Source organism: Caballeronia hypogeia (assembly GCF_001544875.2).
Lineage (GTDB): Bacteria > Pseudomonadota > Gammaproteobacteria > Burkholderiales > Burkholderiaceae > Caballeronia > Caballeronia hypogeia.
Map to the genome: position 1 here is coordinate 18,551 of NZ_FCOA02000032.1, position 25,844 is coordinate 44,394.

The 25,844-nt window shown below is 64.3% G+C and carries 26 protein-coding genes, 1 tRNA gene and 1 pseudogene; 11 read left to right on the forward strand and 17 right to left on the reverse strand.

Annotated features, from left to right (window positions below):
- Positions 1 to 52: 52 nt before the first annotated feature.
- The 4 genes from AWB79_RS31165 to AWB79_RS31180 form a co-directional block, all read right to left on the reverse strand.
- Positions 53 to 1,042, reverse strand: coding sequence for a beta-ketoacyl-ACP synthase III (locus AWB79_RS31165; protein ID WP_061171297.1), 990 nt, complete (start codon positions 1,040 to 1,042; stop codon positions 53 to 55).
- Positions 1,042 to 2,190: a phosphate acyltransferase PlsX gene (plsX, locus tag AWB79_RS31170; RefSeq protein WP_061171298.1), complete on the reverse strand. Its 1,149-nt coding sequence runs from the start codon at positions 2,188 to 2,190 to the stop codon at positions 1,042 to 1,044. Before plsX ends, AWB79_RS31165 begins: the two co-directional genes overlap by 1 nt.
- Positions 2,191 to 2,328: 138 nt before the next feature.
- Positions 2,329 to 2,508, reverse strand: coding sequence for a 50S ribosomal protein L32 (rpmF, locus tag AWB79_RS31175; protein ID WP_014191965.1), 180 nt, complete (start codon positions 2,506 to 2,508; stop codon positions 2,329 to 2,331).
- 119 nt (positions 2,509 to 2,627) lie between these two features.
- A complete protein-coding gene (locus AWB79_RS31180) occupies positions 2,628 to 3,260 on the reverse strand; it encodes a DUF177 domain-containing protein (protein WP_061171299.1) in 633 nt (210 codons plus the stop codon).
- 325 nt (positions 3,261 to 3,585) lie between these two features.
- On the opposite strand from AWB79_RS31180, the gene AWB79_RS31185 reads away from it, so the two are divergent.
- Positions 3,586 to 4,203, forward strand: coding sequence for a Maf-like protein (locus AWB79_RS31185; RefSeq protein WP_061171300.1), 618 nt, complete (start codon positions 3,586 to 3,588; stop codon positions 4,201 to 4,203).
- Complete coding sequence (locus tag AWB79_RS31190) at positions 4,200 to 4,919, forward strand: SAM-dependent methyltransferase (RefSeq protein ID WP_061171301.1); 720 nt, start codon at positions 4,200 to 4,202, stop codon at positions 4,917 to 4,919. Before AWB79_RS31185 ends, AWB79_RS31190 begins: the two co-directional genes overlap by 4 nt.
- A 3-nt stretch (positions 4,920 to 4,922) precedes the next feature.
- On the opposite strand, the gene AWB79_RS31195 is transcribed toward AWB79_RS31190, so the two are convergent.
- From AWB79_RS31195 to AWB79_RS39790, 5 genes are all read right to left on the reverse strand, one after another.
- Positions 4,923 to 5,885 (reverse strand): S49 family peptidase, encoded by a 963-nt coding sequence (locus AWB79_RS31195; RefSeq protein ID WP_061171302.1) that lies wholly within the window; start codon positions 5,883 to 5,885, stop codon positions 4,923 to 4,925.
- A gap of 23 nt (positions 5,886 to 5,908) precedes the next feature.
- On the reverse strand, positions 5,909 to 6,295 hold the full coding sequence (locus AWB79_RS31200) for a Rieske (2Fe-2S) protein (protein WP_061171303.1): 387 nt from the start codon (positions 6,293 to 6,295) through the stop codon (positions 5,909 to 5,911).
- Entirely contained in the window at positions 6,292 to 6,951 is a 660-nt protein-coding gene (locus AWB79_RS31205) for an HAD-IA family hydrolase (protein ID WP_061171304.1), read from the reverse strand. Before AWB79_RS31205 ends, AWB79_RS31200 begins: the two co-directional genes overlap by 4 nt.
- Entirely contained in the window at positions 6,952 to 7,950 is a 999-nt protein-coding gene (locus AWB79_RS31210) for an RluA family pseudouridine synthase (protein ID WP_061171305.1), read from the reverse strand.
- Between the two features lie 237 nt (positions 7,951 to 8,187).
- Positions 8,188 to 8,451, reverse strand: a complete 264-nt coding sequence (locus AWB79_RS39790) for a hypothetical protein (RefSeq protein ID WP_157695889.1) — start codon at positions 8,449 to 8,451, stop codon at positions 8,188 to 8,190.
- 386 nt (positions 8,452 to 8,837) lie between these two features.
- Here AWB79_RS39790 and AWB79_RS31215 point away from each other — a divergent pair, with 386 nt between their 5' ends.
- The 6 genes from AWB79_RS31215 to AWB79_RS31240 all read left to right on the forward strand — a co-directional run bounded on the left by AWB79_RS31215 (position 8,838) and on the right by AWB79_RS31240 (position 16,283).
- Positions 8,838 to 12,062 (forward strand): Rne/Rng family ribonuclease, encoded by a 3,225-nt coding sequence (locus tag AWB79_RS31215; protein WP_061171306.1) that lies wholly within the window; start codon positions 8,838 to 8,840, stop codon positions 12,060 to 12,062.
- 218 nt (positions 12,063 to 12,280) lie between these two features.
- Complete coding sequence (gene moaA, locus AWB79_RS31220; protein ID WP_061171307.1) at positions 12,281 to 13,387, forward strand: GTP 3',8-cyclase MoaA; 1,107 nt, start codon at positions 12,281 to 12,283, stop codon at positions 13,385 to 13,387.
- A gap of 82 nt (positions 13,388 to 13,469) precedes the next feature.
- Positions 13,470 to 14,024 carry a molybdenum cofactor guanylyltransferase MobA gene (mobA, locus tag AWB79_RS31225; RefSeq protein WP_232471081.1) on the forward strand — a complete coding sequence of 185 codons (555 nt, stop codon included), beginning with the start codon at positions 13,470 to 13,472 and terminating at the stop codon, positions 14,022 to 14,024.
- Between the two features lie 128 nt (positions 14,025 to 14,152).
- A complete protein-coding gene (gene moeA / locus AWB79_RS31230; protein ID WP_061171309.1) occupies positions 14,153 to 15,457 on the forward strand; it encodes a molybdopterin molybdotransferase MoeA in 1,305 nt (434 codons plus the stop codon).
- A 62-nt stretch (positions 15,458 to 15,519) separates the two neighbouring features.
- Positions 15,520 to 15,795, forward strand: coding sequence for a hypothetical protein (locus tag AWB79_RS31235; protein WP_061171310.1), 276 nt, complete (start codon positions 15,520 to 15,522; stop codon positions 15,793 to 15,795).
- Positions 15,792 to 16,283 (forward strand): GNAT family N-acetyltransferase, encoded by a 492-nt coding sequence (locus AWB79_RS31240; protein WP_061171311.1) that lies wholly within the window; start codon positions 15,792 to 15,794, stop codon positions 16,281 to 16,283. Before AWB79_RS31235 ends, AWB79_RS31240 begins: the two co-directional genes overlap by 4 nt.
- A gap of 12 nt (positions 16,284 to 16,295) precedes the next feature.
- Here the strand turns inward: AWB79_RS31240 and AWB79_RS31245 are convergent, their stop codons facing one another.
- The 5 genes from AWB79_RS31245 to pncB all read right to left on the reverse strand — a co-directional run bounded on the left by AWB79_RS31245 (position 16,296) and on the right by pncB (position 22,160).
- A complete protein-coding gene (locus AWB79_RS31245) occupies positions 16,296 to 17,756 on the reverse strand; it encodes a DNA recombination protein RmuC (protein WP_061171312.1) in 1,461 nt (486 codons plus the stop codon).
- Complete coding sequence (locus tag AWB79_RS31250; protein ID WP_061171313.1) at positions 17,753 to 18,736, reverse strand: 2-hydroxyacid dehydrogenase; 984 nt, start codon at positions 18,734 to 18,736, stop codon at positions 17,753 to 17,755. Before AWB79_RS31250 ends, AWB79_RS31245 begins: the two co-directional genes overlap by 4 nt.
- 3 nt (positions 18,737 to 18,739) lie before the next feature.
- Complete coding sequence (locus tag AWB79_RS31255; protein ID WP_061171314.1) at positions 18,740 to 20,158, reverse strand: sodium:proton antiporter; 1,419 nt, start codon at positions 20,156 to 20,158, stop codon at positions 18,740 to 18,742.
- Positions 20,159 to 20,163: 5 nt separating this feature from the next.
- Positions 20,164 to 20,835, reverse strand: a complete 672-nt coding sequence (locus AWB79_RS31260) for a LutC/YkgG family protein (RefSeq protein ID WP_061171315.1) — start codon at positions 20,833 to 20,835, stop codon at positions 20,164 to 20,166.
- A 134-nt stretch (positions 20,836 to 20,969) separates the two neighbouring features.
- Complete coding sequence (gene pncB / locus AWB79_RS31265; RefSeq protein ID WP_061171316.1) at positions 20,970 to 22,160, reverse strand: nicotinate phosphoribosyltransferase; 1,191 nt, start codon at positions 22,158 to 22,160, stop codon at positions 20,970 to 20,972.
- A gap of 265 nt (positions 22,161 to 22,425) precedes the next feature.
- On the opposite strand from pncB, the gene fdxA reads away from it, so the two are divergent.
- From fdxA to AWB79_RS41105, 3 genes and pseudogenes are all read left to right on the forward strand, one after another.
- A complete protein-coding gene (fdxA, locus tag AWB79_RS31270) occupies positions 22,426 to 22,749 on the forward strand; it encodes a ferredoxin FdxA (RefSeq protein WP_061171317.1) in 324 nt (107 codons plus the stop codon).
- Between the two features lie 118 nt (positions 22,750 to 22,867).
- Positions 22,868 to 22,943, forward strand: a tRNA-Asn gene (locus AWB79_RS31275).
- Between the two features lie 50 nt (positions 22,944 to 22,993).
- Positions 22,994 to 23,098 (forward strand): annotated as a pseudogene (locus AWB79_RS41105) (lipid A hydroxylase LpxO); the annotation flags it as partial.
- A gap of 7 nt (positions 23,099 to 23,105) precedes the next feature.
- Here the strand turns inward: AWB79_RS41105 and AWB79_RS31280 are convergent.
- From AWB79_RS31280 to AWB79_RS31290, 3 genes are read right to left on the reverse strand one after another with little or no spacing between them, the layout of a single operon-like run.
- Positions 23,106 to 23,687 carry a LutC/YkgG family protein gene (locus tag AWB79_RS31280; RefSeq protein ID WP_061171318.1) on the reverse strand — a complete coding sequence of 194 codons (582 nt, stop codon included), beginning with the start codon at positions 23,685 to 23,687 and terminating at the stop codon, positions 23,106 to 23,108.
- Positions 23,684 to 25,087 (reverse strand): lactate utilization protein B, encoded by a 1,404-nt coding sequence (locus AWB79_RS31285; RefSeq protein WP_061171319.1) that lies wholly within the window; start codon positions 25,085 to 25,087, stop codon positions 23,684 to 23,686. The genes AWB79_RS31280 and AWB79_RS31285 overlap by 4 nt, the downstream gene beginning before the upstream one ends.
- On the reverse strand, positions 25,084 to 25,827 hold the full coding sequence (locus AWB79_RS31290) for a (Fe-S)-binding protein (protein WP_061171320.1): 744 nt from the start codon (positions 25,825 to 25,827) through the stop codon (positions 25,084 to 25,086). Before AWB79_RS31290 ends, AWB79_RS31285 begins: the two co-directional genes overlap by 4 nt.
- Positions 25,828 to 25,844 lie beyond the last annotated feature (17 nt).

The following is a 25,844-nucleotide window of genomic DNA, read 5'->3' on the forward strand; positions in this document are numbered from 1 at the left end:
TCGTCGACGAAGAAGGATCAGTTACGAATAGGTAGAGGGTCGATTAAGCGGATCAGTAGCGGATGACCGACGCGCCCCACGTGAAGCCGCCGCCCACGCCTTCGATGAGAATGTTGTCGCCGCGCTTGATGCGCCCGTCGCGCACGGCGACATCGAGCGCGAGCGGAATCGACGCCGCCGACGTGTTGCCGTGCTCGCCGACCGTCACGACCATGCGCTCGGCCGGCAGATGCAGCTTGCGCGCCGTGCTCTGCATGATGCGGATATTGGCCTGATGCGGGATCAGCCAGTCAATGTCGTCGGGCGTGAGTTTGGCCTTGTCGAGCGCTTCGAGCGCGACTTTTTCCAGCACGTTGACCGCGAGTTTGAACACCGCTTGCCCGTCCATGTGCAGGAACGCGCTGCCTTCGACCACGCCGCCGTTCACGTTGCCCGGCGTGCAGAGAATTTCCGAATAGCTGCCGTCCGCGTGCAGCGCGCTCGACAGCACGCCCGGCTCGTCCGACGCCTGCAGGATGACCGCGCCCGCGCCGTCGCCAAACAGCACGCACGTGGTGCGGTCCTTGAAGTCGAGAATGCGCGAGAACGTCTCCGCGCCGACGACAAGCGCCGTGCGGTTCAGACCACTGCGAATGAAGCTGTCCGCCGTCGCCACGCCATAGGCGAAGCCGGAGCACACGGCCTGAACGTCGAAGGCCGCGCCATTGTTCTTGATGCCGAGCTTGTTCTGCAGCAGACAGGCGGTGCTCGGGAACACGAAGTCCGGCGTGGACGTCGCGACGATGATCAGATCGATGCTTTGAGGATCGATGCCCGCCGCTTCGATCGCCTTCTGCGAGGCGATGAGCGCGAGGTCGCTCGTGGTCTGGTTCGGAGCCGCGAAATGGCGTGCGTGAATGCCGGTGCGCGCGACGATCCATTCATCGCTCGTCTCGACGCCCTGCTGGGCGAGACGGTCCGCCAATGCCTGATTCGTGATGCGCTCGGACGGCAGATAGCTGCCGGTGCCCAGCACGCGCGCGTAAAGATTGGATTGAGCCATTATGCCTTCGAATGTAGCGCAGTACCGGACTCGCCCGGCGGGTTCGGCTGCGAGTTTGGCTGGGTGGCGGGCTGAACAGCGGGCTGCGGGTTCGACTGATCCGCGGCAGCCGGCGCTTCGGACGCAACGGTCGCGCGCGCCGCGGGCGCGTTCTCTTCCATCGCGCGCACCAGGCGTTCCAGCACGCCATTTTTGACGGCATCATACCCGCGTTTGATAGCCCACTCAAACCCGAAGGCCTCGGCCGAACCGTGGCTCTTGATGACGAGTCCGCGCAGGCCGAGCAACGCCGCGCCGTTATATTGCGCGGGATCGACACGCTTCTTGAAACGCTTGAGAACCGGCAGCGCGACGAGCGCCATCAGCTTGGAAGCCAGGTTGCGGCTGAACTCTTCCTTGATGATGTCGGCGAGCATCTTCGCGAGGCCTTCGGAGGTCTTCAGCGCGACATTGCCGACGAAGCCGTCGCACACGACGACATCGGTCGTGCCCTTGTAGATGTCGTTTCCTTCCACGTTGCCGTAGAAGTTGAGCGTGCTCGCGCGCAGCAGCTCGCCCGCGCGCTTGATCGTTTCGTTGCCCTTGATGACTTCTTCGCCGATGTTGAGCAGGCCGATGGTGGGCCGCTCGCGGCCTTCGATCGCGGAAACGAGCGCATGCCCCATCTCGGCGAACTGCAGCAGATGCTCCGGCTCGCAATCGACATTGGCGCCCAGGTCGAGCACGGTGGTATAGCCTTTCTGGCTCGGCATCGCGAACGCGATGGCCGGACGCTCGATGCCGGCGAGCGTCTTCAGCACGTAGCGGGACACCGCCATGAGCGCGCCTGTGTTGCCGGCGGAAATGCAGGTCTGCGCCTCGCCTTCCTTGACGAGATTGAGCGCGACGCGCATCGACGAATCTTTCTTCTTGCGCAGCGCGACTTCGACCGGGTCGTCCATTGTGACGACTTCGCTCGCGGCAACAACGGAGAGACGTGGCTCTTCGAGAGCCTTGCACTTCTTCAGCTGCGCGCGAATGGCCTGCTCGATACCGACGAGCATGAGGTGTGCGTCGGGATGCGAGCGCACGAAACTGACGGCGGCGGGAACGGTCACAGCCGGACCGTGGTCGCCTCCCATGCAGTCGATGGTTATCTTTACAGTCATGGAACGCGACGAATTTCGGGCACAAAAAAGCGGCAGTGAAATGCCGCCTTCTCGTCGTACCGATAAAGTGTCAAGAGCGAGTTGCGCCCGGGAGCCCGCAGAACGGACCCGACGGACGCTTCAGGCGTCGACGAACGCTTAGTCGTTCTTCGTCTTGACGACTTTCTTGCCACGATAGTAGCCGTTCGGGCTCACGTGGTGACGCAGATGCACTTCGCCCGTGCTCGGCTCGACGGCCAGGGGAGCGCCCGTCAGGAAGTCGTGGGAACGGTGCATGCCGCGCTTCGACGGCGACTTCTTGTTTTGCTGAACTGCCATGATTACTCCAGAAAAATTTTGCGAATTCTAACACAGCCCGATCCGCCGACAGCCCTCGGCCGTTCGGCCATCGGGTGCGCACATCGCGCTACCAGTTTGTTGCGTGCTACAAAATCAATTCAGTGCTTCTTGCCGTCCGGACCACCCTGTTTGAGCTTCTCCAGCACGGCAAACGGATTCGGCTTTTCTTCCTCTTCCGCCGCACCGCTTTCATCCGGCTCGTCGCCCGCCTCGTCCGAACCTCCCGCGAGCAGGCTTTCATGCACCTCGGGACACACGTTGTGCTTCGGCACGAGCGGCAAGGACAACAACAACTCCTCTTCGATCAAGTCGACGAGATCGAACTGGCGCGAGCCCACGATCACTTCGACTTCATCGTCGTCGAGCGGAAATTCGTCCGCTTCTTCTTCCGTCGCAACGATCCGATAAGTTGCATCGACATCGAGATGCTGCGAGTACGACTGAAGACAGCGCTGGCACGTGAGCCACACCGAGCCGTGCACCGCGAGACGCAGATATGGCTGCGGCGCTTCCGCGCCGTCGTCCTGCAGCTCCGGCTGGGTCGAGCCCTCGCCCTGCCAGGTGAACACGGTGTCGCGATCTGGCGCATCGACCGGCACTTCGGCTAACATGCGCGGCATCTGCGACACGCGCAGCGCGCCCGCTGCCTGCCTGCCGCTCTTGGCGAAGTCGTAAAGGTCGAGCGCGCGCGGATCGGCGGGGCTCGCAGGTTTGCCAGGATTCTGAGTCATGTGCGCTCCTGCATGTGCCGTAGTTGTTCTGGCTTTTTCAAGCGGATGGCGGGACTGCCTCGATTCAACCGGGCAGAGATGCTTCAGTATGCACCGCCCGCCGCGTGAAATCAGGCGTGGCTTGCCCGGATTTGCGCCAAGCCACGAATCGTGGTGAGCGTTACCGGGTTGCCTCGAGCTTGCCTCCAGGGCCGTCAGACGGACCTACGGCTTCGCCAACCGATGAAAAGCCCAAAATCATATCGGCTTTGTTCTTTCGAGTCAAATACTTAAGGGCTTGCCCGTCGCCCGTCGTTTTTACATCCATTTTTGCTGATTCCGCGTTATGTCCGATGCTCCAAACACATCACCGCGCCTGATTCTGGCGTCCAGCTCACCCTACCGGCGCGAGCTGCTCGGGCGCCTGCGCGTGCCGTTCGATGTCGTTTCGCCCGATATCGACGAAACCCCGCTCGACGGCGAAACGCCGCAAGCGACGGCCGTGCGGCTCTCGATAGCCAAGGCGCGCGCGGTGGCCGCGGGCGTCGATGAACCGTCGGGCGCGCTCGTGATCGGCTCCGATCAGGTCGCGACCTTCGACGGCCAGCAGATCGGCAAGCCCGGAACGCACGAGAAGGCCTTCGCGCAGCTTCAGGCAATGCGTGGTCGCAGCGTCGAATTCCATAGCGCGCTGTGTCTGTTCGACAGCCGCACGGGCGATGCGCAATCCGCCGATATCGTCACGCGTGTGCGTTTTCGGCGCTATTCGGACGCGCAGATCGAAACCTACCTGCGCGCCGAAACGCCCTACGACTGCGCCGGCAGCGCGAAAGCCGAAGGCCTGGGCATCGCGCTTCTGGAGGCGATCGAGTCCGACGATCCGACGGCGCTCATCGGTTTGCCGCTCATCGCGCTGACCGGCATGCTCGCAAACGCCGGATTTCCGGTTCTGGAGGCAGCATGAGCGGCGTTCTTTATCTGATTCCGAACACGCTGGGCGAAGGCGACGCCGACGCGCTCGCGCATGTGCTGCCCGAACCGGTGCGAACGCAAGCGGCCGCGCTCGCGTACTACATCGGCGAAAACGCCAAGACGACGCGCGCTTTCCTCAAGAAAGTGGGCACGCAACGTCCGATTCAGGAAATCGAGGTGCGCGAGCTGAACGTGAAAACGCCGCCCGCGGAGATCGACAAATTGCTCGCGCCGATCCTCGCCGGCGCCGATGCGGGCCTCGTGTCCGAAGCCGGCTGCCCCGCCGTGGCCGATCCGGGCGCGCTGCTCGTGCGGCGCGCGCATCAAAAAGGCGTGAAAGTGGTGCCGTTCGTCGGCCCGAGCTCGATTCTGCTCGCGCTGATGGCTTCGGGCATGAACGGCCAGAGCTTCGCGTTCAATGGGTATCTGCCGGTCGACGCCGCCGAGCGCGGCAAGCGCCTGCGCGAACTCGAACAACTGTCGCGCAAGGCCAATCAGACGCAGATTTTCATTGAGACGCCCTATCGCAACAAGGCGATGCTCGACACGCTCATCGCCGCTTGCGCGCCGTCGACGCTGATCTGCGTCGCCGTCGATCTGACGCTGCCGGGAGAGACGATCGTCACGCGCACGGCGGCGGACTGGAAGAAGCAGGCGGCGCCGGAACTGCACAAGCGTCCGGCGATTTTCCTGCTGCTGGCGTCGTAGCGCTCAACGCAAGTGAGGCTTGCCGCCGAGCGTCAGCGCACGCACGGCGGCATCGCCCACCGATGCGCCGAAGCGCCGCACCACGCGCTCGCTGATGCTCTCCTTCTGCGAATAATCGACGATATCCGGCTGCTTGATGATCTCGCGCGCCACGTAATTCGCGTCGCCGAAACCGTCCGCTAGACCGAGTTCCACGCTCTTCGCGCCGGTCCAGAACATGCCGGAAAAGAGCTCCGGATCGTCCTTCAGACGCTTGCCGCGGCCGAGTTTCACCGCGTCGATGAACTGCGTATGGATCTGATCGAGCATGTCCTGTGCGTGCGCATTCATCGCGGGCGTTTCGGGCGAAAACGGGTCGAACGCGCCCTTGTTTTCTCCCGACGTGTGCATCCGGCGCTGGATGCCCAGCTTGTCCATGAGGCCCGTGAAGCCGAAGCCGTCCATCAGCACGCCGATCGACCCGACGATGCTCGCCCGGTCCACGTAGATCTTGTCCGCCGCCGCCGCGACGTAATAGCCGCCCGACGCGCACATGTCGTCGACGACGACATACAACGGCGTTTTCGGATACTTCGCGCGCAGCCGCCGGATTTCGCCATTGATGATGCCCGCCTGCACCGGACTGCCGCCCGGGCTGTTGATGCGCAGAATCACCCCCGCGGTGTTGTCATCCTCGAAGGCGCTTTGCAGCGCGGCGTCGATGTTGTCCGCGCTGGCGTCGCTGTTGGCGGCGATTTCGCCTTGCAGGTCGATGAGCGCCGTGTGCTTGCCGGCTTTCGCGGCGCGGTCGCCGGTGAAATCGAACACGCCCCACGCGATCAGCGCGATCAGCCCGAGAAACAGAAAGCGAAAGAAGATGCGCCAGCGCCGCGCTGCGCGCTGCTCGCGAATCGCGGCCATGGCGATGCGTTCGAGCGCCTCGCGCTCCCAGTTGTCGTTGCCGCGCGGCGGAAGATTGTCGGACATGCGTTGTTGTGTGTAAGAGGGAATCAGGCGGGGCGCAATGCGTCGTCGGGCAGCCAGAAGACCGCGCGGCCTTCCGGCGTGTCGCGCTCTTCGACCTTCACCGGCCGCAGCCGCGCGCCGCGGCAAGGGCCGCCCACGCACTTGCCGGTGTCGGGTTCGTAGATCGCCCCGTGCGTTGCGCACATCAAGTATAGGCCCGAGCTTTCGAAGAACTGCCCCTCGGCCCAGTCGAGCTCCATCGGCACGTGCGCGCAGCGGTTCAGATAGCCGAACGCCTCGCCGCCGTAGCGCACGAAGAACACGACGGCGTCGCCGCTCGCTTCGGTCGCGTTGACGCGCACGCCCGCGCCGCCATCGACGAGTTCATCCGATGCGCACACGCGCACGGCATTCTCCGCCGTTTCGCTCATGCGTGCTCCCGCAGCCAGCCCGCCAGCGACGCGACGCTGTCCGCGCAGAACTGCGGCTTGAGCGCCGCGAGCGAATCCGCCGGATGCGCGCCGTAACCGACGCCGACGCCCGCCGCGCCCGCATTGATCGCCATTTGCAGGTCGTGCGTGGTGTCGCCGATCATCACCGTGCGCGACAGGTCCTGACCGAGCTCGCGCGTGAGTTCATGGAGCATCGCGGGATGCGGCTTCGAGAAGGTTTCGTCGGCGCAGCGCGTGCCGTCGAACGCGCTCGTCAGACGCGACTCATCCAGCGCGCGATTCAGCCCGACGCGGCTCTTGCCCGTCGCAACGCCGAGAAAATAGCCCTCCCCGCGCAACTCTTGCAGCAGCTCGCGCACGCCCGAGAACAGTTCGGTTCGCTGGCCCATCGTCAGAAAATGGAAGCGATAGCGCTCGGCAAGACGCGGATAGTCGGATGTGTCGAGCGTCGGCGCGCAGATCTGCAGCGCGTCCTTGAGGCCCAGGCCAATCACGTAGCTCGCGGATTCATCCGCCGGCACCGGCAGACCCAGGTCGCGGCACGCCGCCTGAATGCTGCGCGTGATGTGGACGGTCGAATCCATCAGCGTGCCGTCCCAGTCGAAAACGATCAGATCGAATTGCCGTCGCGCCATTTATTCTGTCTCTCGGTTTTTCAGTTGTTCGATGAACCGTCTGCACTCGGTGGGCAGCGGCGCTTCGAATTGCAGCGGCTCGCCTGTGGCCGGATGCGTGATTTTCAGTCGATATGCGTGCAAAAACATGCGCTTCAGGCCCGGATTGGACTTCGGACGCGCCAGCTCTTTGTTCAGGGCGAAATCGCCATACTTTGCGTCGCCGACGATCGGCAGGCCCAGACTCGCTATATGCACGCGAATCTGATGCGTGCGGCCGGTCTTGAGTTCGGCTTCGACCCACGCGTAGTCGTTCCATCGCTCGATCAGATTGAAGACCGTGTGTGACGGCAGACCGTTTTCCTGAATGCGCACGCGCCGCTCGCCGTCCGCCGCAACATATTTGTGCAACGGCGCCTTCACGATGCGCCGGCGCCCCCAGTCGCTTTGCCAGTCGCCGTGGCCGCACGCGTAATAGCGCTTGTCGACTCGATTCTCGCGAATCTGCTCATGAAGATCGACGAGCGCGGCGCGCTTTTTCGCGAGCATCAGCACGCCGGAGGTCTCGCGATCCAGCCGATGCACCAGTTCGAGGAATTTCGCGTGCGGCCGCGCGTTGCGCAACTGCTCGATCACGCCGAACGCCACGCCGCTGCCGCCATGCACCGCGACGCCCGAGGGTTTGTCGATGACGATCAGATGCTCGTCTTCGAAGATAATCGGGAACTCGGCGGCGGGCGCGTTTGAGGAGACCGGCGCCTCGTCGGCTTTCGCGATGCGGATCGGCGGAACCCGCACCAGATCGCCCTGCTCCAGCCGGTACGCGGCATCGATCCGGCCCTTGTTCACCCGCACTTCGCCGCTGCGGAGAATCCGGTAAATATGGCTTTTGGGGACGCCCTTGCAGACGCGCAGCAAAAAATTGTCGATCCGCTGGCCGGCGGCGGTTTCGTCGACTTCGATCATCGACGCCTGCTCGCTCGCGACCTGTTTATGGGATGTTTTGCCTAACTCATTCATTCTGAATATAATTTGCGAACAGCCTGAAAAGGTCGACGCTTTGGATCAAGCAGCGACCGTGATTGATCAGACTGTATCGGCGCAAGCGATAAACCATTATTTTACTTGCGCCCAAGGTCGGTTGCTCACCCTGAAAATTGAAGAGCAGCGAGTTGCACGCACGGCGATATCACCGGCAAGGACGGAGCCCACAGGCGCGTTCGGTCGAGTCGATCGCCGACGGTAACGGATTTTTGGTTAAAAAGAATTTTTATCGGCGAGAAGCGACGGCGTCCGGGCATCAAAACCGGAGGCCAGCCCGAATCGGCCCGGCCATCGAGCGGGAGAAAAAGGCAAATCGAAGCTCGCCGGTTTTGCGAACAACTGACGGCGTATCGCCGCTGCGCTGATTTCTGCGAAGCGCGACAACGCCGCGATGAGGCGAGACACGGCCGCGAGCCGACGGGAGCAATCGAGCCCGCGGCCGCGCCGCGCGGCATGGCAGCACGGAAGATCGGTCACGAAGCATCGCGCCGGTTTGCGCGAGACCGCTCTCTCCCGCGGCCACCGTTGGGAGGGATCAGGCTCTTGCAAAGAGCGCGTGCCGGTTCGGCGCGTCCATTTTGAGACGCGGAACTGCAGCGCCGCCGTTCATCCTCGCCACGAGCCGCGCGGCTCTCCGGCGCCTCGCAGTTGCTTCGCATGGGCCCCACGGCAAGGCCGCCCTGTTTGGCGGTCCAAGCCTGCTTTCGGCAATTCTCCCGCCAGAAGTCCCGCTCCAGCGTGCTTTGTGACAACACACAATAAGGCGTGGCACGCCCACCTTCCCGCTTCGCGCGCGTGACGTTTTCCGTCACTGACGCCGATTCGCAAGATGAAGGAAAGCGGAGCCGCTCTGGAGCCGTTTCATGAAACGCATGCTGTTTAACGCGACGCAGCAAGAAGAATTGCGCGTCGCCATCGTCGATGGGCAGAAGCTCATCGACATCGACATCGAAACCGCCGGGCGCGAACAGCGCAAAGGCAACATCTACAAGGGAGTCGTCACCCGGATCGAGCCGTCGCTCGAAGCCTGTTTCGTCAACTACGGCGAAGACCGCCACGGTTTTCTGCCGTTCAAGGAAGTCGCCCGCCAGTATTTCCGCGACGGCGTCGAGATGCGCTCCGCGCGCATTCAGGACGCCCTCCGCGAAGGCCAGGAACTCATCGTTCAGGTCGAGAAGGAAGAGCGCGGCAACAAGGGCGCGGCCCTGACCACCTTCATTTCGCTGGCCGGTCGCTACCTCGTCCTGATGCCGAATAACCCGCGCGGCGGCGGCGTGTCGCGCCGGATCGAGGGCGACGAGCGGCAGGAACTGCGCGAAACCATGGCGCAGCTCGAACTGCCGGAAGGCATGAGCATCATCGCGCGGACCGCCGGTATCGGCCGTTCGGCGGAAGAGCTCCAGTGGGACCTGAACTACCTGATGCAACTGTGGCGCGCGATCGAAGCTGCGTCGCAGAGCGGCGTTGCCGGCCAGCCGATGCTGATTTATCTCGAATCGAGCTTGGTCATCCGCGCGATTCGCGACTACTTCCAGCCGGATATCGGCGAAATTCTCATCGACACGACCGAAATCCATGATCAGGCGCGCGCCTTCATGGATATCGTGATGCCCGACAACCTCTCGAAGGTGAAGCGCTATCACGACGACGTGCCGCTGTTCTCGCGCTTCCAGATCGAGCACCAGATCGAAACGGCGTACTCGCGCACGGTGCCGCTGCCCTCGGGCGGCGCGATCGTGATCGACCACACCGAGGCGCTCGTCGCCATCGACGTGAACTCGGCGCGCGCGACCAAGGGTGCGGACATCGAGGAAACCGCGACGCGCACCAATCTCGAAGCCGCCGACGAAGTCGCGCGTCAGCTTCGCCTGCGCGATCTGGGCGGCCTGATCGTGATCGATTTCATCGACATGGAGTCGGCCAAGAGCCAGCGCGAAGTCGAGCAACGCCTCAAAGACGCCCTCAAGCACGATCGCGCCCGCGTACAAATGGGCAAGATTTCGCGCTTCGGTCTGATGGAGCTTTCGCGTCAGCGTCTGCGTCCGGCGCTCTCCGAAGGCAGCCACGTGACGTGCCCGCGTTGTAACGGCACGGGCCATATCCGCGATACCGAATCGTCCGCGCTGCAAGTGCTGCGGATCATTCAGGAAGAAGCGATGAAGGAGAACACCGCGGCGATCCATTGCCAGGTGCCGGTCGAGGTGACCGCTTTCCTGCTGAACGAAAAGCGCTCGGAAATCAACAAGATCGAATCGCGCTTCAAGGTCAATGTCGTTCTGATCCCGAACAAGCATCTGGAGACGCCGCACTACAAGCTGGAGCGCCTGCGCCACGACGATGCGCGTCTGGACGATCCGCGCGCGTCGTGGAAGATGGCTGTCGAAGCCGCGAGCGAGCTGGAGTCGGAAACCGGCTACAGCAAGCGCAGCGAAGAAGTGAAGCCGAAGCAGGAAGCGGCCGTCAAGGGCATCACGCCCGAAAAGCCGGCGCCGAGCGCGCCGGTCAAGCCCGCGCCTGTCGAGGCAGCACCCGCTCCGGCCCCTGCGCCGGCGAGCGGCGGTTTTATCTCGTGGATCAAGAATCTGTTCGGCATTCAGCCCGCACCGGCGCCCGCGCCGGCGCCAGTCGAGGCGCAACCGGCTACGCGTCCGCAACGTGAGCGCGGCGAGCGCACCGGTGGCGGCGATCGCAACCGTAACCGCCGCAGCGGTAGCGCCGGTCGTGAAGGCGTGGCGGCAGGCGCGGCGACGGGTGGCAATGGCGCAGGCCGTCAAGGCGCGCGCCGTGAGGACCGTGAAGCGCGCGGCGGCCGTGAGGGTCGCGAATTGCGTGAAGTGCGCGAACCGCGCGAACCGCGCGAGGCTCGCGAACCGCGTGAAGCGCGTGAACCCCGTGAGCCGCGTGAAGCACGTGAGCCGCGTGAGCGCAATGCCGAACGCGCACCGCGTCCGGAAGCAGGCGAACGCCAGGAACGCCGCGAGCGTCCGGACCGTGGTGAGCGAGGCGAACGCACCGAACGTGGCGAGCGCCGCAAGCCGCAGCCGGAAGCCGCTATCGAAGCGTTGACGCAAGGCGAAACGGTGGCGTCGGAGATCGTCGAAACGGCGCAGGTGAATGTGGACGCCGCCCAGCAAGCGGGCATCGATGCCGCATCCGCCGATCAGTCGGCAGCAGCGCGTGATGGCGAAGAGCGTCGCCGCCGTCGCCGTGGCCGTCGTGGTGGCCGTCGCGATCGCGACGAAGAAGGCATGACCGTGAATCACGCTGCGGACGTCGCGGAAGCGGAAGGCGAGGCGGAAATCGCGCCCGCGCAAGCCGGCGTCTTCGACGCAGAAGCCGCGCAGGAAGCGGCGGCGCGGCGCGAAGCACGCCCGGCTGCAGCGCACGCAGAAGCCCGGCCGCAAGAGCAGACGCCTGCAGCAGCCGAGGAAGCGCCGGCCGCCAAGGCCGTGGAAACCGAGCCCGCGCAGGCCAAGGCGGAAACGCCCGAACCCGCGAATTTCGACGTCTTCGCGAAGCCCGCTCCGGCGCCCGCGGTCGAGAATCCGTTCGGCCCGTCGCCGATGGTGGCCGATTCGAAGCCGGCCGATCCTTTCGCGCCCGTCGTGACGGAAGAAGCGAAGCCCGTGGAAACGGCGAAGCCGGTTGAGGAAGCGAAGCCGGCCGCAGCGCCCGAGCCCGTCGCAGCGACGCCGACGCCGGTGCAGCATGTCGAGCAGGCGGAAGCGGCCGAGCCGCTGAAAGCCGCGGCAGTCGCGCTGACGCCCGAAGCAACCGCCGTCGAACCGGTGAAGCCTGTCGAACCCGCGCCAGTGGAAACGCTCGCGACGGAACCGGTGAAGGCCGCGGCTCCGCTGGCTCCGGCTACGCCCGCGACGTCGACGCCGATCGCCGTGGAAACGCTCAAGCCGATGCTGGAGCACGCCGGTCTCGTCTGGGTCAACACCGACGCGGACAAGTTGCGCGAGGCGAACGCCGCGGCAGCACGCGAGCCGGCGCCGATCCGCGTGCCGCGCGAGCGCAAGCCGCTGCCGCCGGCCGACGCCGCGCCGATGCAGCAGGTGGAAACGAGCAAGAGCGCGCACTAAAGCGCATTCAGCGAGCGCCGGCCGATTCGATCCGTCGAACCGGCCGGCGCAGAAAAAACGCCATCGATTTTCATGTCGATGGCGTTTTTTTTCGCCCGGACCAAGGGAAAACCGCGACTCCATGCCTCTGCGTCCCGGCGTCCCGGTTCCGCTAAAATAGGACGTGATATACCTCATTCCAACAAGGCCGCAGCGGCCAAGCCGAACCCCGAGCCAATATGCCCCGACGCATCATTCCCCTCGCCGATGTCAGCGCCGTTCCGGATTTCGCCGGCGCCGCGTCGTCGCCGTCCGGGCTGCTCACGGACACGCTCGCGCGCCCGCTGCGCGATTTGCGCATATCGGTGACGGACCGCTGCAACTTCCGCTGCGTGTACTGCATGCCGCGCGAAGTGTTCGACAAGGACTACCACTTTCTGCCCCATGCCGCCCTGCTCTCGTTCGAGGAAATCGAGCGGCTCGCGCGCGTGTTCGTCGCGCACGGGGTCGAGAAAATCCGCCTGACGGGCGGTGAGCCGCTGCTGCGCAAAAATATTGAATACCTGATCGAGCGGCTCGCTTCGCTGCGTACGCCGGAAGGCCGTCCGCTGGACCTGACGCTGACGACCAACGGCTCGCTGCTCGCGCGCAAGGCGCAATCGCTCAAGGACGCGGGCCTGTCGCGCGTCACGGTCAGTCTCGACTCGCTCGACGACGCCCTCTTTCGCCGCATGAACGACGCCGATTTCGCCGTCGCCGACGTGCTGAACGGCATCGAAAAGGCACAGGCGATCGGGCTCGATCCGCTCAAGGTGAACATGGTCGTGAAGCGCGGCACGAACGACCGGGAAATCGTGCCGATGGCGCGCCACTTCAAGGGCACTGGCGCGGTGCTGCGGTTCATCGAGTATATGGATGTCGGCGCGTCGAACGGCTGGAACATGAGCGAAGTGCTGCCTTCGGCGCAGGTCGTCGAGCGCATCGACGCGTATTTCCCGCTGGAACCGCTGGAAGCGCACACGGCCGCCGAGACCGCGCAGCGCTGGGGCTATCGCGACGGCGGCGGCGAGATCGGCGTGATTTCAAGCGTCACGCGCGCGTTCTGCGGTTCGTGCACGCGCGCGCGGCTCTCGACCGAAGGCAAGCTCTATCTGTGTCTCTTCGCGGTGGGCGGTCACGATCTGCGCGGTCTGGTTCGCGGCGGCGCGAGCGACGAGGAAGTCGCGACCGCCGTTGCCCGCATCTGGGAAGCGCGCGGCGACCGTTATTCGCAACTGCGTGGCAGCGCATCGGACGAGGCGCGCGAGCGGGCGCCACGCGTCGAGATGTCGTATATCGGCGGCTGAGCGCGACGGTTCGCTCGTGCTGAACGCTCATTCATCTTCAAACGTCACCGGGCTCGTGCTCGCGGGCGGGCGCGGCTCGCGCATGGGCGGCGTCGACAAAGGCATGCAGCCGTTTCGCGGCGAACCTTTGGCACTCCACGCAATGCGGCGCCTCGCGCCCCAGACTCACGCGCTCCTGATCAGCGCCAATCGCTCGCTCGACGATTACGCGAAACTGGGCGCGCCATTCGGCGCCCGCGTCGTCGCCGACACGCGGGCGGACTTTCCCGGACCGCTCGCCGGCATCGCGGCCGCGCTGCGCGCCGCGACCACGGAATTCGTCCTCGTCGCGCCCTGCGATGCGCCTTTCATCGACGTCCATCTCGGCGCCACGCTGATGCAGACGCTCGACGCAAAGCATGCCGGTATCGCCTACGCGGCGACCATCGAGCCGTCCGGCGAAGTCATGGCGCATCCGGTGTTCGCGCTGATCCGCACGTCGCTGGCCGACGATCTGGACGCCTGGCTCGACGCCGGAGAGCGCAAGGTTCGCGCGTGGTACGCGCGCCACACGCCGGCCGAAGTGACATTTCACGACGAACGCGCGTTTTACAATATCAACGATTTGCTGCAGCTGGCCGAACTGGAACGCCGCTGATTCACGCAACCGGCCAGTCCGCTCGACGCACGCCGCCGTGCCTTGACTGACGCTGTCCCGGCGCCCGGTGACCGTCCGGCCCCGCGGCTGCTTCTTCGCCCGCTTCGGGCCGCGATCCACTCCCATTCATGACCACGTCCAAGGAATTCTCCGCCTGCGTCGCCCACTACGATCCGGATGCGCTGCCTGTCGAGGCCGCGCAGGAAATCGTGCGTCAGTGGGCGATGCCGCGCACCCGGGGCGGGCTGGTCGAACGCGTCGGCCTGCACGACGCGCTGGGCCGCGTGCTCGCCTGCGACGTGATCTCCCCCATCGACGTGCCCGCCTTCGACAATTCCGCGATGGACGGCTACGCGTTCGCGAGCGCGTCCCTCACGCGCGGTGCCGACACGCTCGATCTGGCGGTCGCCGGCACCGCGCTCGCCGGACGGCCCTTCGCCACCGCGCCGGACGCAAGCCAATGCGTGCGCATCATGACCGGTGCGCTGATGCCGCCGGGCTGCGACACCGTCGTGCCGCAGGAGCACGTGATGCGTGCAGGCGATACGATCCGTTTCCCCGTAGCGAGCGTGCGCTCCGGCCAGAACCGCCGTCTGTCAGGCGAGGATCTCGCGAAGGGCAAGCCGGCCTTGCGCGCGGGCCGCGTCGTGCGGGCGTCGGATCTCGGTCTGCTCGCGTCGCTCGGAATCGGCGAAGTGTCCGTGAGAAAACGCCTCGTCGTTGCATTTTTCTCGACCGGCGACGAATTGCGTTCGGTCGGCGAAACGCTCGATCCCGGCAGCCTTTACGACAGCAACCGCTACACTCTTTTCGCGATGCTCAAGCGCCTGGGCGTCGAGACGATCGATCTCGGCATCGTGCGCGACGACCGCGCATCGCTCGAACGCGCGTTGCGTGAGGCGACGGAAAGCGCGGACGTGGTGATCAGCTCGGGTGGCGTCTCGGTCGGCGACGCGGACTTCACGCGCGAGCTGATGAATTCGCTCGGCGACGTCGCCTTCTGGAAGATCGCGATGCGACCGGGCCGCCCGCTCGCCTTCGGCCGCCTGTGGTCGGGCGCGCGCGCGGGCACGGGCAAACCGGCGCTGTTCTTCGGCCTGCCGGGCAATCCCGTCGCCGTGATGGCGACGTTCTACTTCATCGTGCGCGAGGCGCTGCTGGCCATGTCCGGCGCCGAGCGGCAGGCGCTCACGGTCGTCCGCGCGATCAGCGCCGCGCCGATGAAAAAGCGCGCGGGCCGCACCGAGTTCCAGCGCGGCATCGCCACGCGCGACGACGACGGCCGCTGGCGCGTAGTCACGACCGGGCCGCAAGGCTCTGGCGTGCTCAGCTCGATGAGCGACGCCAACTGCTTCATCGTGCTCGAGCACGCGCGCGGCGACATCGACAGCGGCGACGAAGTCGAGATCGTGCCGTTCGACGGACTGATCTGACGGCGTTCCGACGCGCGTCGCCCGAACACACACTCCTACACCGATAGACGGGGCTTCCTTCCATGAAAAAGCAGATCTCATCCATTGCACCGGGACAGACCGCAAAAGCGCTGATTCTCGTTTACCTGACCTTCAGCGTGCCGATCGTGCTGCTCGGCGTGGTGGTCGCGTTCGTGCGATACGGCTCGGTGGAAGTGAGCACCGTCACGAGCGCGCTGCTGCTCAACGCGATTCTCGGCTTCATCCTGCTGTGGATTGCGTGCCACGCGTACAACTGGGTGGCCTCGCGTTTCGGCGGCATCGAAATCGTGTTGTCGGACGCGCCGGAGGAAGCATGAGCGCCACGCCCGCAGGTTGCACGATCCGCGCAGCCACGCCCGCCGACATCCCCGCGATCTTCGCGCTGATGTACGAACTGGCCGAATTCGAAAAGCTCACGCACCTGTTCATCGCGACCGAGCAAGGCGTGCACGATGCGCTGTTCGGCGCGGGTCCGGCGGCGGAAGCGCTGGTCGCCGAGCAGGATGGCGAGATCGTGAGTTATGCGTTGTACTTCCAGAACTTCTCGACCTTCCTCGGCAAGCGCGGTCTGTATCTCGAAGATCTTTACGTGCGTCCGTCGATGCGCGGCAGCGGTCTCGGCACGCAGATGCTCAAGAAGCTCGCCGCGCTCGCGGTCGAGCGCCAGTGCGGCCGCTTTGAATGGTCGGTGCTGGACTGGAACCAGAACGCCATCGACTTTTACGAGAAGATGGGCGCGACCGTGCTGCCCGACTGGCGCATCGTGCGCGTGACGGGCGAGCCGCTCGAACGCCTCGCGTCGTAAGTCTTCCGCGCATCAGATCTCGTCGTCGCCTTCGGGCGATGACGCATCGCTCAACGCATCTCCGAGCAATCCCGCCGCCTTCTCTCCCGGCAGCGCCTCGACATCGCGCAAGCGCTTGTTCATCTGCCGCGTGCGCGTCTGCGCCGCCTCGATCGAGCGCGTGACGGTTTCGAGTTGTGTCTTCGTGCGCGCCAGCACCTCGCCGAACTTGCCGAACTCGGTCTTCACCGCGCCGAGCACCTGCCACACCTCGCTCGAACGCTTTTCGATGGCGAGCGTGCGGAAACCCATCTGCAAACTGTTGAGCAGCGCGGTCAGCGTGGTCGGCCCGGCAATGCTCACGCGATAGTCGCGTTGCAGCGAATCACTCAAACCGGGACGGCGCAGCACTTCGGCGTACAGCCCTTCGGTGGGCAGAAACAGCAGCGCGAAGTCGGTCGTGTGCGGCGGCGCGACGTATTTCTGCGCGATCGACTTCGCCTCCGCGCGCAGGCGTCCTTCGAGCGCGCGCGACGCATCTTCCACCGCGACAGGATCGGCGCGCTCCTGCGCATCGATCAGACGCTCGTAGTCTTCGCGCGGAAACTTCGCGTCGATGGGCAACCACACCGGCGTGGCCACATCGCCCGGCGAACCCGGCGCATCGTGACGGCCCGGCAGCTTGATCGCGAACTCGACACGCTCGTTGCTCTTCGGAATCGTCGCGACGTTCTTCGCGTATTGATCGGGCGTGAGTAGCTGCTCCAGAAGCGACTCCAGTTGCACTTCGCCCCAGATGCCGCGCGTCTTCACGTTGGTCAGCACCTTCTTCAGGTCGCCGACGCCCGCTGCCAGCGTCTGCATTTCGCCCAGACCGCGATGCACCTGCTCCAGCCGGTCCGACACCAGCTTGAACGATTCGCCGAGCCGCTGTTCGAGCGTCGCGTGTAGTTTCTCGTCGACGGTGCGGCGCATTTCGTCGAGCTTGGTCGCGTTGTTCGCCTCGATGTCCTTCAGGCGCGCTTCAAGCGTCGCGCGCACTTCGCCGAGCCGCCGCTCGTTCGCCTCCGACATCTGCGACAAATGCAGCGACATTGAATCCGCGAAACGCTTAAGCGCGTTGCCCTGATCCTCGCGCGCCTGCTGGCTCTGTTGTGCGAGTTGCTGCGCGAGCGCGTCGAACTGCGCGTTCTGCACGCTCGACGTGCTCGCCAGTTGAGTCGACAGCGTCTGATGAAACTGCGTGAAGCCGCTCTGCGATTCCATGCGCGACACGCGCGCGCTCTCGGCTATATCGCCGCGCAAGCCACGCTCGAGCCTTTCCTGCGCGCGCGCATGCGCCTCGCCCATGTCGTTCACGCGATCGGTGAGCGTCTCGAATTCCTCGAAGATGACGGCGTTCGAGTGGCGCCGCATGCTCGTGACGAGCGCGATGAGCGCGGCCACCAGCGCGATCGCCAGCACGGCGACCGCGCCAACCAGCAGTTGCATCATTTCTTCAATACGTCCGGATTGATCGGGTTAGGCGGATTGCCCGCACGCGGTCCTTCGCCCAGCGCGGCAATGAGGTTGTCGGTGGCGAGATTGGCCATCGCGCGGCGCGTGCCTAAGGTCGCGCTCGCGATATGCGGCGTCAGCACGACATTGTCGAGCACGAGGAAGTCCGGGTTGAAGTTCGGCTCGCCTTCGAACACGTCGATGCCCGCAGCCGCGATGCGGTTCTCGCGCAGCGCGACAATCAACGCCGCGTCATCCACGATGCCGCCGCGCGCGATGTTGGTGAGCGTGGCCGTGGGCTTCATCAGCGCGAGCTCGGCCGCGCCGATCGTGTGATGGCTCGCCTTCGAATACGGCACGACCAGCACGACGTGATCCGCGCGCCTGAGCAGGTCTTCCTTCGACGCATACTCGGCGTTCAACTCCGCCTCGATATCCGGCGCGACGCGCGAGCGATTGTGATACATCACGCGCATGTTGAAACCCTTCGCCCGTCGCGCGAGCGCTTGCCCGATGCGTCCCATGCCGATCACACCGAGCGTCGAGCCATAGACATCCGCGCCCAGGAACGAGTCGAACGACCACTTCTGCCACTTGCCCGCGCGCAGATAGTGTTCGGATTCCGTGACGCGGCGCGCCGCCGCCATCATCAGCGCCCAGCCGAAATCGGCGGTGGTTTCGTTCAGCACGTCGGGCGTGTTGGTGCCGAGCACGCCGTGCGCGTCGAACGCCTGCATGTCGAAGTTGTTGTAGCCAACCGCCATGTTCGCGACGACCTTCAGGTTCGGCGCGCCGGCCAGCTCCTTCTCGCCGACCCACTCGCCCGCGGTGAAGGCGCCGTCGCGATCGGCGAGGCGACGCGCGAATTCTTCCTGTGGAAGGACGTCGCCCAGGTTCACGTCGACATCGAAATGTTGTTTCAGGCGCTCGATCACATCGGGGAACGTGGGACGTGCGACAAGTACCTTCTTCTTCATCGGTCACTCCTGAAAGAATAGCCAGCCCAGAACGGCGAAAAGCGGCAGAAGGACGATGCCCGACCACGCCATATAGCCGAAGAAGCTCGGCATGCGCACGCCGCGCGATTCCGCGATCGCCTTCACCATGAAATTCGGCGCATTGCCGATATACGTGTTCGCGCCCATGAAGACCGCGCCGGCCGAGATGGCGGCGAGCGTCGTGGCGTCCGTGGTCATCAACGTGTGGGCGTCGCCGCCCGCGAGATTGAAGAACACGAGATAGGTCGGCGCGTTGTCGAGAAACGATGACAAGAGACCCGTTGCCCAGAAATAGGCGATATCGACCGGCTTGCCTTGCCCGTTCGAGACCGCGTGCACGATGCCCGCGAACGCGCCCGCCTCGCCCGCGCGCAGGATGGTGATGACCGGCGCGATGGTCACGAAGATCGCGGCGAACAGCTTCGCCACTTCCTCGATGGGCGCCCAGTCGAACGCGTTACCCGCGCGCGCGTTTTTCGGCGTCAGCGCGAGCGACGCCAGCAGCACGACAACAAGCAGCACGTCGCGCGCGAGATTCTGCAACTGGACCTGTGTGCCGAAGACATCGAACGCGATGCCCGGTTTCCACACGCCGCTCATCAGCACCAGCGCGACGATCGCCGCGAGCAGCGCGAAGTTGATCTTGCCGTCGATGCCGAGCGCCGGCGTATCGGGCGTCGGATCGAGAAACGCGGGACGCGCGTCGCGCCTGCGCCAGTAGTAGCTGTCGAGCAGATAGAACACCGTGAGCAGCACGGCGCAGACGAATAGCATGGGCAGCGCGAGATGCAGCGTCGTCCAGAAGAAGCCGACGCCGTTCAGAAATCCGAGGAACAGCGGCGGGTCGCCGAGCGGCGTGAGCGAGCCGCCCGCGTTCGCGACCAGAAAGATGAAGAACACGACGACATGCACCGCATGCTTGCGATTGTCGTTCGCGCGCAGGAGCGGCCGGATCAGCAGCATGGCCGCGCCGGTCGTGCCCATAATGCTCGCGAGCGCCGTGCCGAGCGCGAGCAGGCCGGTGTTGAGACGCGCCGAGCCGTGCAGATTGCCGCGCACGCAGATGCCGCCCGCAACCGTATACAGCGACGTCAGCAGGATGATGAACGGCACGTATTCTTCGAGCATCGCGTGGGCCAGCACGCCGCCCGCCGTGCCGATGCCGAAAACGAGCGCAAACGGCGCGAGGAAGGCAAGCGTCCACGCGGCCGCGATCTTGCCGAAGTGGTGATGCCAGAGCTTCGGTGCGACGAGCGGGAACACCGCGATCGACAACAGAACGCCGATGAACGGAATGCCCCACGTTGCCGGGAGCGCCGCGCCGTCCAGAGTTGCAGCGGCAACCGGCGCGCACAGTGTCGCGAGCGTTGCGCATACGGCGCCGGCAAGGAAACGCTGCATCGGGCTCAGGCCCCGCGCACCACGATCACATGCACGCGATACGGCCCGTGAGCCCCGAGCACGATGGTCTGCTCGATATCGCCCGTGCGCGACGGTCCCGACACGAAGTTCACCGCGCGCGGCAACTCGCCCCGCTCGGCACGGATGAGCGCAAACGCGTCTTCGTGCGCCGCGACGACACGCGAGGCCGGCACGACGGCGATATGCGTCTCCGGCAGAAGCGCGCCGGATGCGGGCGTCTCGACGCCGGACAGCAGCACGAGCGAACCGGTTTCGGCCGTCGCGCAGAAACAGCCGGTGATGCCGACGAGATCTGCGTCCTCGGGTCTGCGCAGCGACGCATTGATGCCCGCCTGCGTCCACGGCAGCGTGCTGAGCGCGGGCCACGCGACGACATCGGTGGAAAGATCGAGAGACTGGAGATAGCGCGCGGCTTCACGCGGCGCGTCGTCGAGCGCTTCGACTTCGGCGACGGTCGTGGCAAGACGCTCGGCTTCCAGACGGAAACGCGCGATCAGTTCGTCCCGCGTTTGTGGCAGCGGCGGACGCGGCCCGGCGGGATGACGCGTCACGTAGTCGTCCGCCGCCGCGCGCTCGGCATCCGTCGACGTGCCGTGACGGCCCTGCGCACTGCGTATGCGCGCGAGAATATTGCGGCGCGCGGCCGATGTATCCATGGTGCCGTCCTTTTGGTTGCGTGCGTGGAATGCGTGCGCGTCGGGCAGATCAGCGACGCGTACGAATTATAGCGAGCGATCCCCACGCACGAACCTCGGCCGAATGGCCTAGGACGAACGCGCAAAAAGCGCGCTCAGCTTTCCTCGACCGGCTGCTCGATGCCGAATACCTGACGCAGATAGGCGAGATAAGCCTTGTCATCGCACATGTTCTTACCCGGCGAATCCGAGAGCTTCGCTACCGGCTGACCGTTGCAGCGGACCATCTTGACGACGATCTGCAGCGGCTGATAGCCGAGATCGTTGGTGAGGTTCGTGCCGACGCCGAATGCGAGCTGGCAGCGTCCGCGAAAGCGCTCGTACAGTTGCAGCACTTTCGGGATGTCGAGCGCGTCGGAAAACACGAGCACCTTGGTGCGCGGGTCGCAGCGGTTTTCTTCGTAATGCTTGAGCAGGCGCTCACCCCAGTCGAACGGATCGCCGGAATCGTGGCGCGCGCCGTCGAAGAGCTTGCAGAAGTACATGTCGAAGTCGCGCAGGAACGCCTTCATGCCGTACACATCCGACAGCGCGATGCCCAGGTCGCCGCGATATTCCTTCGCCCACATCTCGAAGCCGAAGATCTGCGAATCGCGCAGGCGCGGCCCCAGCGCCTGACATGCCTGCAAGTATTCGTGCGCCATCGTGCCGAGCGGCCGCAGACCGTGCTTCATCGCGTAGAAGACGTTGCTCGTGCCGGCGAACTGCGCGCCGAGCTTGTCTTTCAGCGTCAGCACGACTTCTTCGTGCCACTGGCCCGAGAAGCGGCGGCGCGTGCCGTAATCGGCGATCTTGCAGTCGGAATATTCGGGCGGTGTGGCGAGCAGCTTGATCTTGTCGCGCAGGCGCTCGCGGCCGGTTTCGAACTCGGGCTTGCGCTGCGTGTTGCGGAAATAGACTTCGTTGACGATCGCCAGCACGGGAATTTCGAAAAGGATCGTATGCAGCCACGGCCCTTCGATTTCGATATCGATTTCGCCATTTTTCTTCGGCGACGGCGAGATGCGGATGGACTTCTCGTTCAGATGAAAGAGCGCGAGGAAGTCGATGAAATCGCTCTTGATGAAGCGCATGCGCCGCAGATGGTCGAGCTCCTCTTCCTCGAAGCGCAGGTTGCAGAGCTGGCGCACTTCGTCGCGAATCTCGTCGATGTACGGCACGAGATCGACGTTGGGCGTGCGGCAGCGGAAGCGATATTCGACGTGCGCCGCGGGGAAATGATGCAGCACGACCTGCATCATGGTGAACTTGTAGAGGTCGGTATCGAGCAGCGAATTGATGATCATGGTTCTGACTGGAACATCCACGCGAATTGGCCGCGAGCCTTTGTGCCTTTAGGGTCATGTTACCCGAATGTGCGCATCGGCATGACGCACGGCCGGCCTCTCGCGACGCCGCATACATTAATCACGAATCTATATAAGGCGCGCCGCGCCGCGCGTGCGCCCGCTTTTACCGTTACGCTACAATATGCGTTTCGGCAAGCGCACCTCCCGGCCCATGTAGCCGCCCAGGGCGTTGCCCCCACGAATTCCGCATGCAGGAGCCTGAATGACTCACGTTGTGACCGAAAGCTGCATCAAGTGCAAGTACACCGATTGCGTGGACGTGTGCCCGGTGGATTGCTTCCGCGAAGGTCCCAACTTTCTCGCGATCGATCCGGACGAATGCATCGACTGCGCCGTGTGCGTGGCCGAATGCCCGGTGAACGCGATCTACGCCGAAGAGGACGTGCCCTCGGACCAGCAGCACTTCACCGAACTCAACGCCGATCTCGCGCGCAACTGGCCGAGCATCACCAAGACCAAAGGATCGCTGCCGGAAGCGGACGAGTTCAAGGACGTCAAGGACAAGCTCAATCTGCTTGAGCGTTGATCGGCGGCGTTCGCGTTCCTGGTCCTCGTCGATTGCAACAAAATGCGTATCGAATGAAGATTGAGCGTTGACACGCTGGCGGCAGCCCCCTATAATTTCGCTTCTCTGCTGTAGATGTTCCCCGATAGCTCAGTCGGTAGAGCGCCGGACTGTTAATCCGTAGGTCCCTGGTTCGAGCCCAGGTCGGGGAGCCAAAAGGCTTCAGTAAAAAGCCCAGTCGAAAGACTGGGCTTTTTGTTTTTCTGCCCTCCGGCTCGTTGGCAAGCGGCTGGAAGCGTGGAACCGGACCGTGTATTTCTTCGTGAAGTGGCTGCTGTTCGGCATCGCGGTGGCCATTTTCCGGCGATAGTGATCTTTCAGGCCAACCAGACCACCGTCAGCGAGCGTACGCCCTGCGCACCGCGAATCAATACGCCTTCGATATCGGCCGTCGCCGACGGTCCGGTCACGAGGGTCGCGTAACGCGCGGACTTGAAATCGTCGCGCCGGTACACCTGCTGCAAACCTTCGACCATCTGCGCCGGATCGAGCAACACGACGAGATGTTGCGCGAGATAGCCGATCGCGTTCACCACGTATTCCCGCTCGCTGAACCACACCGAGCCCGTCTCCGCCACGCCAAAGCGCGCCCTTACGACGCCCACATCGACATCTTCGAGCGACGCAGGCACGGTGTCCGCCGACAACGCGCGATTGCCTTCGATCCCGGGCACCGCCGACGCCACGATCGCATCGGGGCCGAAACGCGAGGCGATCATCGCTTTCACTTCATCGAGCGAAGACGCTTCAATGCACGTTCCGCCCATCGGTGCGAGCGCGGCTGTGAAGCGCTCGCGCAGGCCGCCTTCGGGCGATGGAAAAACGGGCACATCGGGACGCGGCCGCGACGCCGGTTGCGCCGCGCGAATCTTCGATAAAAACGCTTCGCGAGTCGTCATTTGGCAGGCTTCCTGTTTTTCTTGTACCACTCGTGAAAGGTCTCGGCGGGCGCTTCGGGCAGGTCGCGCCCGCGTCCCCAGATGTTGAGCGGGTTGTACAGCACGAAATTGGGCAGCCGCTTCAGCGCTCCGCCGAGCGACGCCACCGTTGCGCGATAAAGCGTCGGACTCGCGAGCAGGCGCCCCGCCATCTTCAGCACTTCCTGCTTCACGAACGGCACTTCATGCTTTTCCGCGATCACCGCGCGCCATTTGTAAATCTGCTCGTGAATGTTCACCTTCACCGGACAGACGTTGGTGCAACTGCCGTTCATCGTCGAGGCGAAGGGCAGCGCGCTATAGCGCTTGAGATCGTAGGTCGGATTGATGATCGCGCCGATCGGCCCGGAATACGTGCCGCCATAGGACAACCCGCCGCTTCGCCGATACACCGGGCACGTATTCATGCAAGCGCCGCAACGGATGCACTTGAGCGAGAACCAGAAGTCATCCATCGCGAGGCGTTCGGAGCGGCCGTTGTCGACGAGGATGAAGTGCATCTCCGTGCCTGGACGCGGCGCGCGAAAGTGCGACGTGTATTGCGTGATCGGCGAGCCGAGCGCGCTGCGCGACAGCATGCGCACGAACACGCCGAGATCGGCGACGCTCGGAATCAGCTTCTCGATGCCGATCGATGCGATATGCAGCGGCGGCACGTTCGCGGAAAGATCCGCGTTGCCCTCGTTCGTGCACACGACGACCGTGCCCGTGTCCGCCACCGCGAAGTTGCAGCCGGTCATGCCCGCCGTCTTCTCGCGCACGAAATACGGCCGCGTGTTCATGCGCTGGCTTTCGGCGAGATAGTGGATGTCGCTATTCTTCGGATCGGTGCCGATGGTCTTGCCGAACAGTTCGGCCACGTCCGCGCGCAACTTGTGCACGGCCGGCACGACCATGTGACTCGGGTCTTGATGATCGAGCTGCTGGATGCGCTCGCCCAGATCGGTCTCCATGACCGTGATGCCGCGCGGCTCGAGATAGTCGCGCATGTAGCATTCGTCGGTGAGCATCGACTTGCTTTTGACGAGCGAGGTCATGCCGCGTGCGCTCATCAACTGGTAGACGATTTCGTTGTGTTCCTGCGCATTGGCGGCGAAATGCACGACGACGCCGTTCTTTTCCGCCTGATCGACGAACTGTGCGATGTAATCGGCGAGATTGGACAGCGTGTGTTCCTTGATGGCCGATGCGAGATCACGCATCGTCTCCCATTCGGGAATGCCGTGCGCCTGCGCGTCGCGCTTGGAACGCAGGTCCCACAGGCGCTTGTCGTGAAACGCGACATGATCGGGCTTCTGCAGGAACGCGCCCGCGGCTTTCGCGTGATCGATCCGAACGGTCTTGCTCACGGGTTTGCTCATCCTCGCACTCCGTTCAGAACCTGCGCGATGTGGATGAACTTCGCATCGAGCTTCATGCGTTCCGCGCAACCTTGCTGATGCATCAGGCACGACATGTCGCCCGAGACGATGTACTCCGCGCCCGCGCCGACGTGATCGCGCACCTTGTCCTGTCCCATGCGCACGGACACGGCTTCCTCCGTCACCGAAAACGTGCCGCCGAAGCCGCAACATTCGTCGGGACGCGCGGGCGTCACGAACTCGATGCCCTTCACGCCGTCGAGCAGCGCGCGCGGCTTCGAATACGGCGTGCCCGCCACTTCCGAATTCGATGTCTCGCGCAGATGCCGCACTGCGCTGCAACTGTTGTGCAACCCTACGCGATGCGGAAACTCGGCCCACGGGAATTCGCGCACCTTCAACACGTCGTGCAGGAACTCGACGAGTTCATAGGTATTGCGACGCACCTTCTGCACGTCGCTGGTCTGCTCGATCGAGGTGAAATGCTCGCGCACGTGATGCGTGCAACTCGCGGAAGGCCCGACCACGTAATCGTAGTCGGCGAAATTGCGGGCGAACACGCGCTCGGCGCCGGCCGCCTCCTTGTGCGCGCCGCTGTTGGCCATGGGCTGGCCGCAGCAGGTCTGGTCCTGCGGATAATCCACGTCCAGCCCCAGACGCTCGAGCAATTCGAGCGTGGCGATTCCGACTTGCGGATAGAACGCGTCGATGAAACAGGGAACGAACAGGGCGACTTTCATGGAGTCCGATGAGAAGT

Excerpts from the sequence above, each read along its gene's own strand:
- AWB79_RS31165 (WP_061171297.1), bottom strand. The coding sequence starts at position 1,042 with ATGGCTCAATCCAATCTTTACGCGCGCGTGCTGGGCACCGGCAGCTAT.
- plsX (WP_061171298.1), bottom strand. The coding sequence starts at position 2,190 with ATGACTGTAAAGATAACCATCGACTGCATGGGAGGCGACCACGGTCCG.
- rpmF (WP_014191965.1), bottom strand. The coding sequence starts at position 2,508 with ATGGCAGTTCAGCAAAACAAGAAGTCGCCGTCGAAGCGCGGCATGCAC.
- AWB79_RS31180 (WP_061171299.1), bottom strand. The coding sequence starts at position 3,260 with ATGACTCAGAATCCTGGCAAACCTGCGAGCCCCGCCGATCCGCGCGCG.
- AWB79_RS31185 (WP_061171300.1), top strand. The coding sequence starts at position 3,586 with ATGTCCGATGCTCCAAACACATCACCGCGCCTGATTCTGGCGTCCAGC.
- AWB79_RS31190 (WP_061171301.1), top strand. The coding sequence starts at position 4,200 with ATGAGCGGCGTTCTTTATCTGATTCCGAACACGCTGGGCGAAGGCGAC.
- AWB79_RS31195 (WP_061171302.1), bottom strand. The coding sequence starts at position 5,885 with ATGTCCGACAATCTTCCGCCGCGCGGCAACGACAACTGGGAGCGCGAG.
- AWB79_RS31200 (WP_061171303.1), bottom strand. The coding sequence starts at position 6,295 with ATGAGCGAAACGGCGGAGAATGCCGTGCGCGTGTGCGCATCGGATGAA.
- AWB79_RS31205 (WP_061171304.1), bottom strand. The coding sequence starts at position 6,951 with ATGGCGCGACGGCAATTCGATCTGATCGTTTTCGACTGGGACGGCACG.
- AWB79_RS31210 (WP_061171305.1), bottom strand. The coding sequence starts at position 7,950 with ATGAATGAGTTAGGCAAAACATCCCATAAACAGGTCGCGAGCGAGCAG.
- AWB79_RS31215 (WP_061171306.1), top strand. The coding sequence starts at position 8,838 with ATGAAACGCATGCTGTTTAACGCGACGCAGCAAGAAGAATTGCGCGTC.
- moaA (WP_061171307.1), top strand. The coding sequence starts at position 12,281 with ATGCCCCGACGCATCATTCCCCTCGCCGATGTCAGCGCCGTTCCGGAT.
- mobA (WP_232471081.1), top strand. The coding sequence starts at position 13,470 with ATGGGCGGCGTCGACAAAGGCATGCAGCCGTTTCGCGGCGAACCTTTG.
- moeA (WP_061171309.1), top strand. The coding sequence starts at position 14,153 with ATGACCACGTCCAAGGAATTCTCCGCCTGCGTCGCCCACTACGATCCG.
- AWB79_RS31235 (WP_061171310.1), top strand. The coding sequence starts at position 15,520 with ATGAAAAAGCAGATCTCATCCATTGCACCGGGACAGACCGCAAAAGCG.
- AWB79_RS31240 (WP_061171311.1), top strand. The coding sequence starts at position 15,792 with ATGAGCGCCACGCCCGCAGGTTGCACGATCCGCGCAGCCACGCCCGCC.
- AWB79_RS31245 (WP_061171312.1), bottom strand. The coding sequence starts at position 17,756 with ATGATGCAACTGCTGGTTGGCGCGGTCGCCGTGCTGGCGATCGCGCTG.
- AWB79_RS31250 (WP_061171313.1), bottom strand. The coding sequence starts at position 18,736 with ATGAAGAAGAAGGTACTTGTCGCACGTCCCACGTTCCCCGATGTGATC.
- AWB79_RS31255 (WP_061171314.1), bottom strand. The coding sequence starts at position 20,158 with ATGCAGCGTTTCCTTGCCGGCGCCGTATGCGCAACGCTCGCGACACTG.
- AWB79_RS31260 (WP_061171315.1), bottom strand. The coding sequence starts at position 20,835 with ATGGATACATCGGCCGCGCGCCGCAATATTCTCGCGCGCATACGCAGT.
- pncB (WP_061171316.1), bottom strand. The coding sequence starts at position 22,160 with ATGATCATCAATTCGCTGCTCGATACCGACCTCTACAAGTTCACCATG.
- fdxA (WP_061171317.1), top strand. The coding sequence starts at position 22,426 with ATGACTCACGTTGTGACCGAAAGCTGCATCAAGTGCAAGTACACCGAT.
- AWB79_RS31280 (WP_061171318.1), bottom strand. The coding sequence starts at position 23,687 with ATGACGACTCGCGAAGCGTTTTTATCGAAGATTCGCGCGGCGCAACCG.
- AWB79_RS31285 (WP_061171319.1), bottom strand. The coding sequence starts at position 25,087 with ATGAGCAAACCCGTGAGCAAGACCGTTCGGATCGATCACGCGAAAGCC.
- AWB79_RS31290 (WP_061171320.1), bottom strand. The coding sequence starts at position 25,827 with ATGAAAGTCGCCCTGTTCGTTCCCTGTTTCATCGACGCGTTCTATCCG.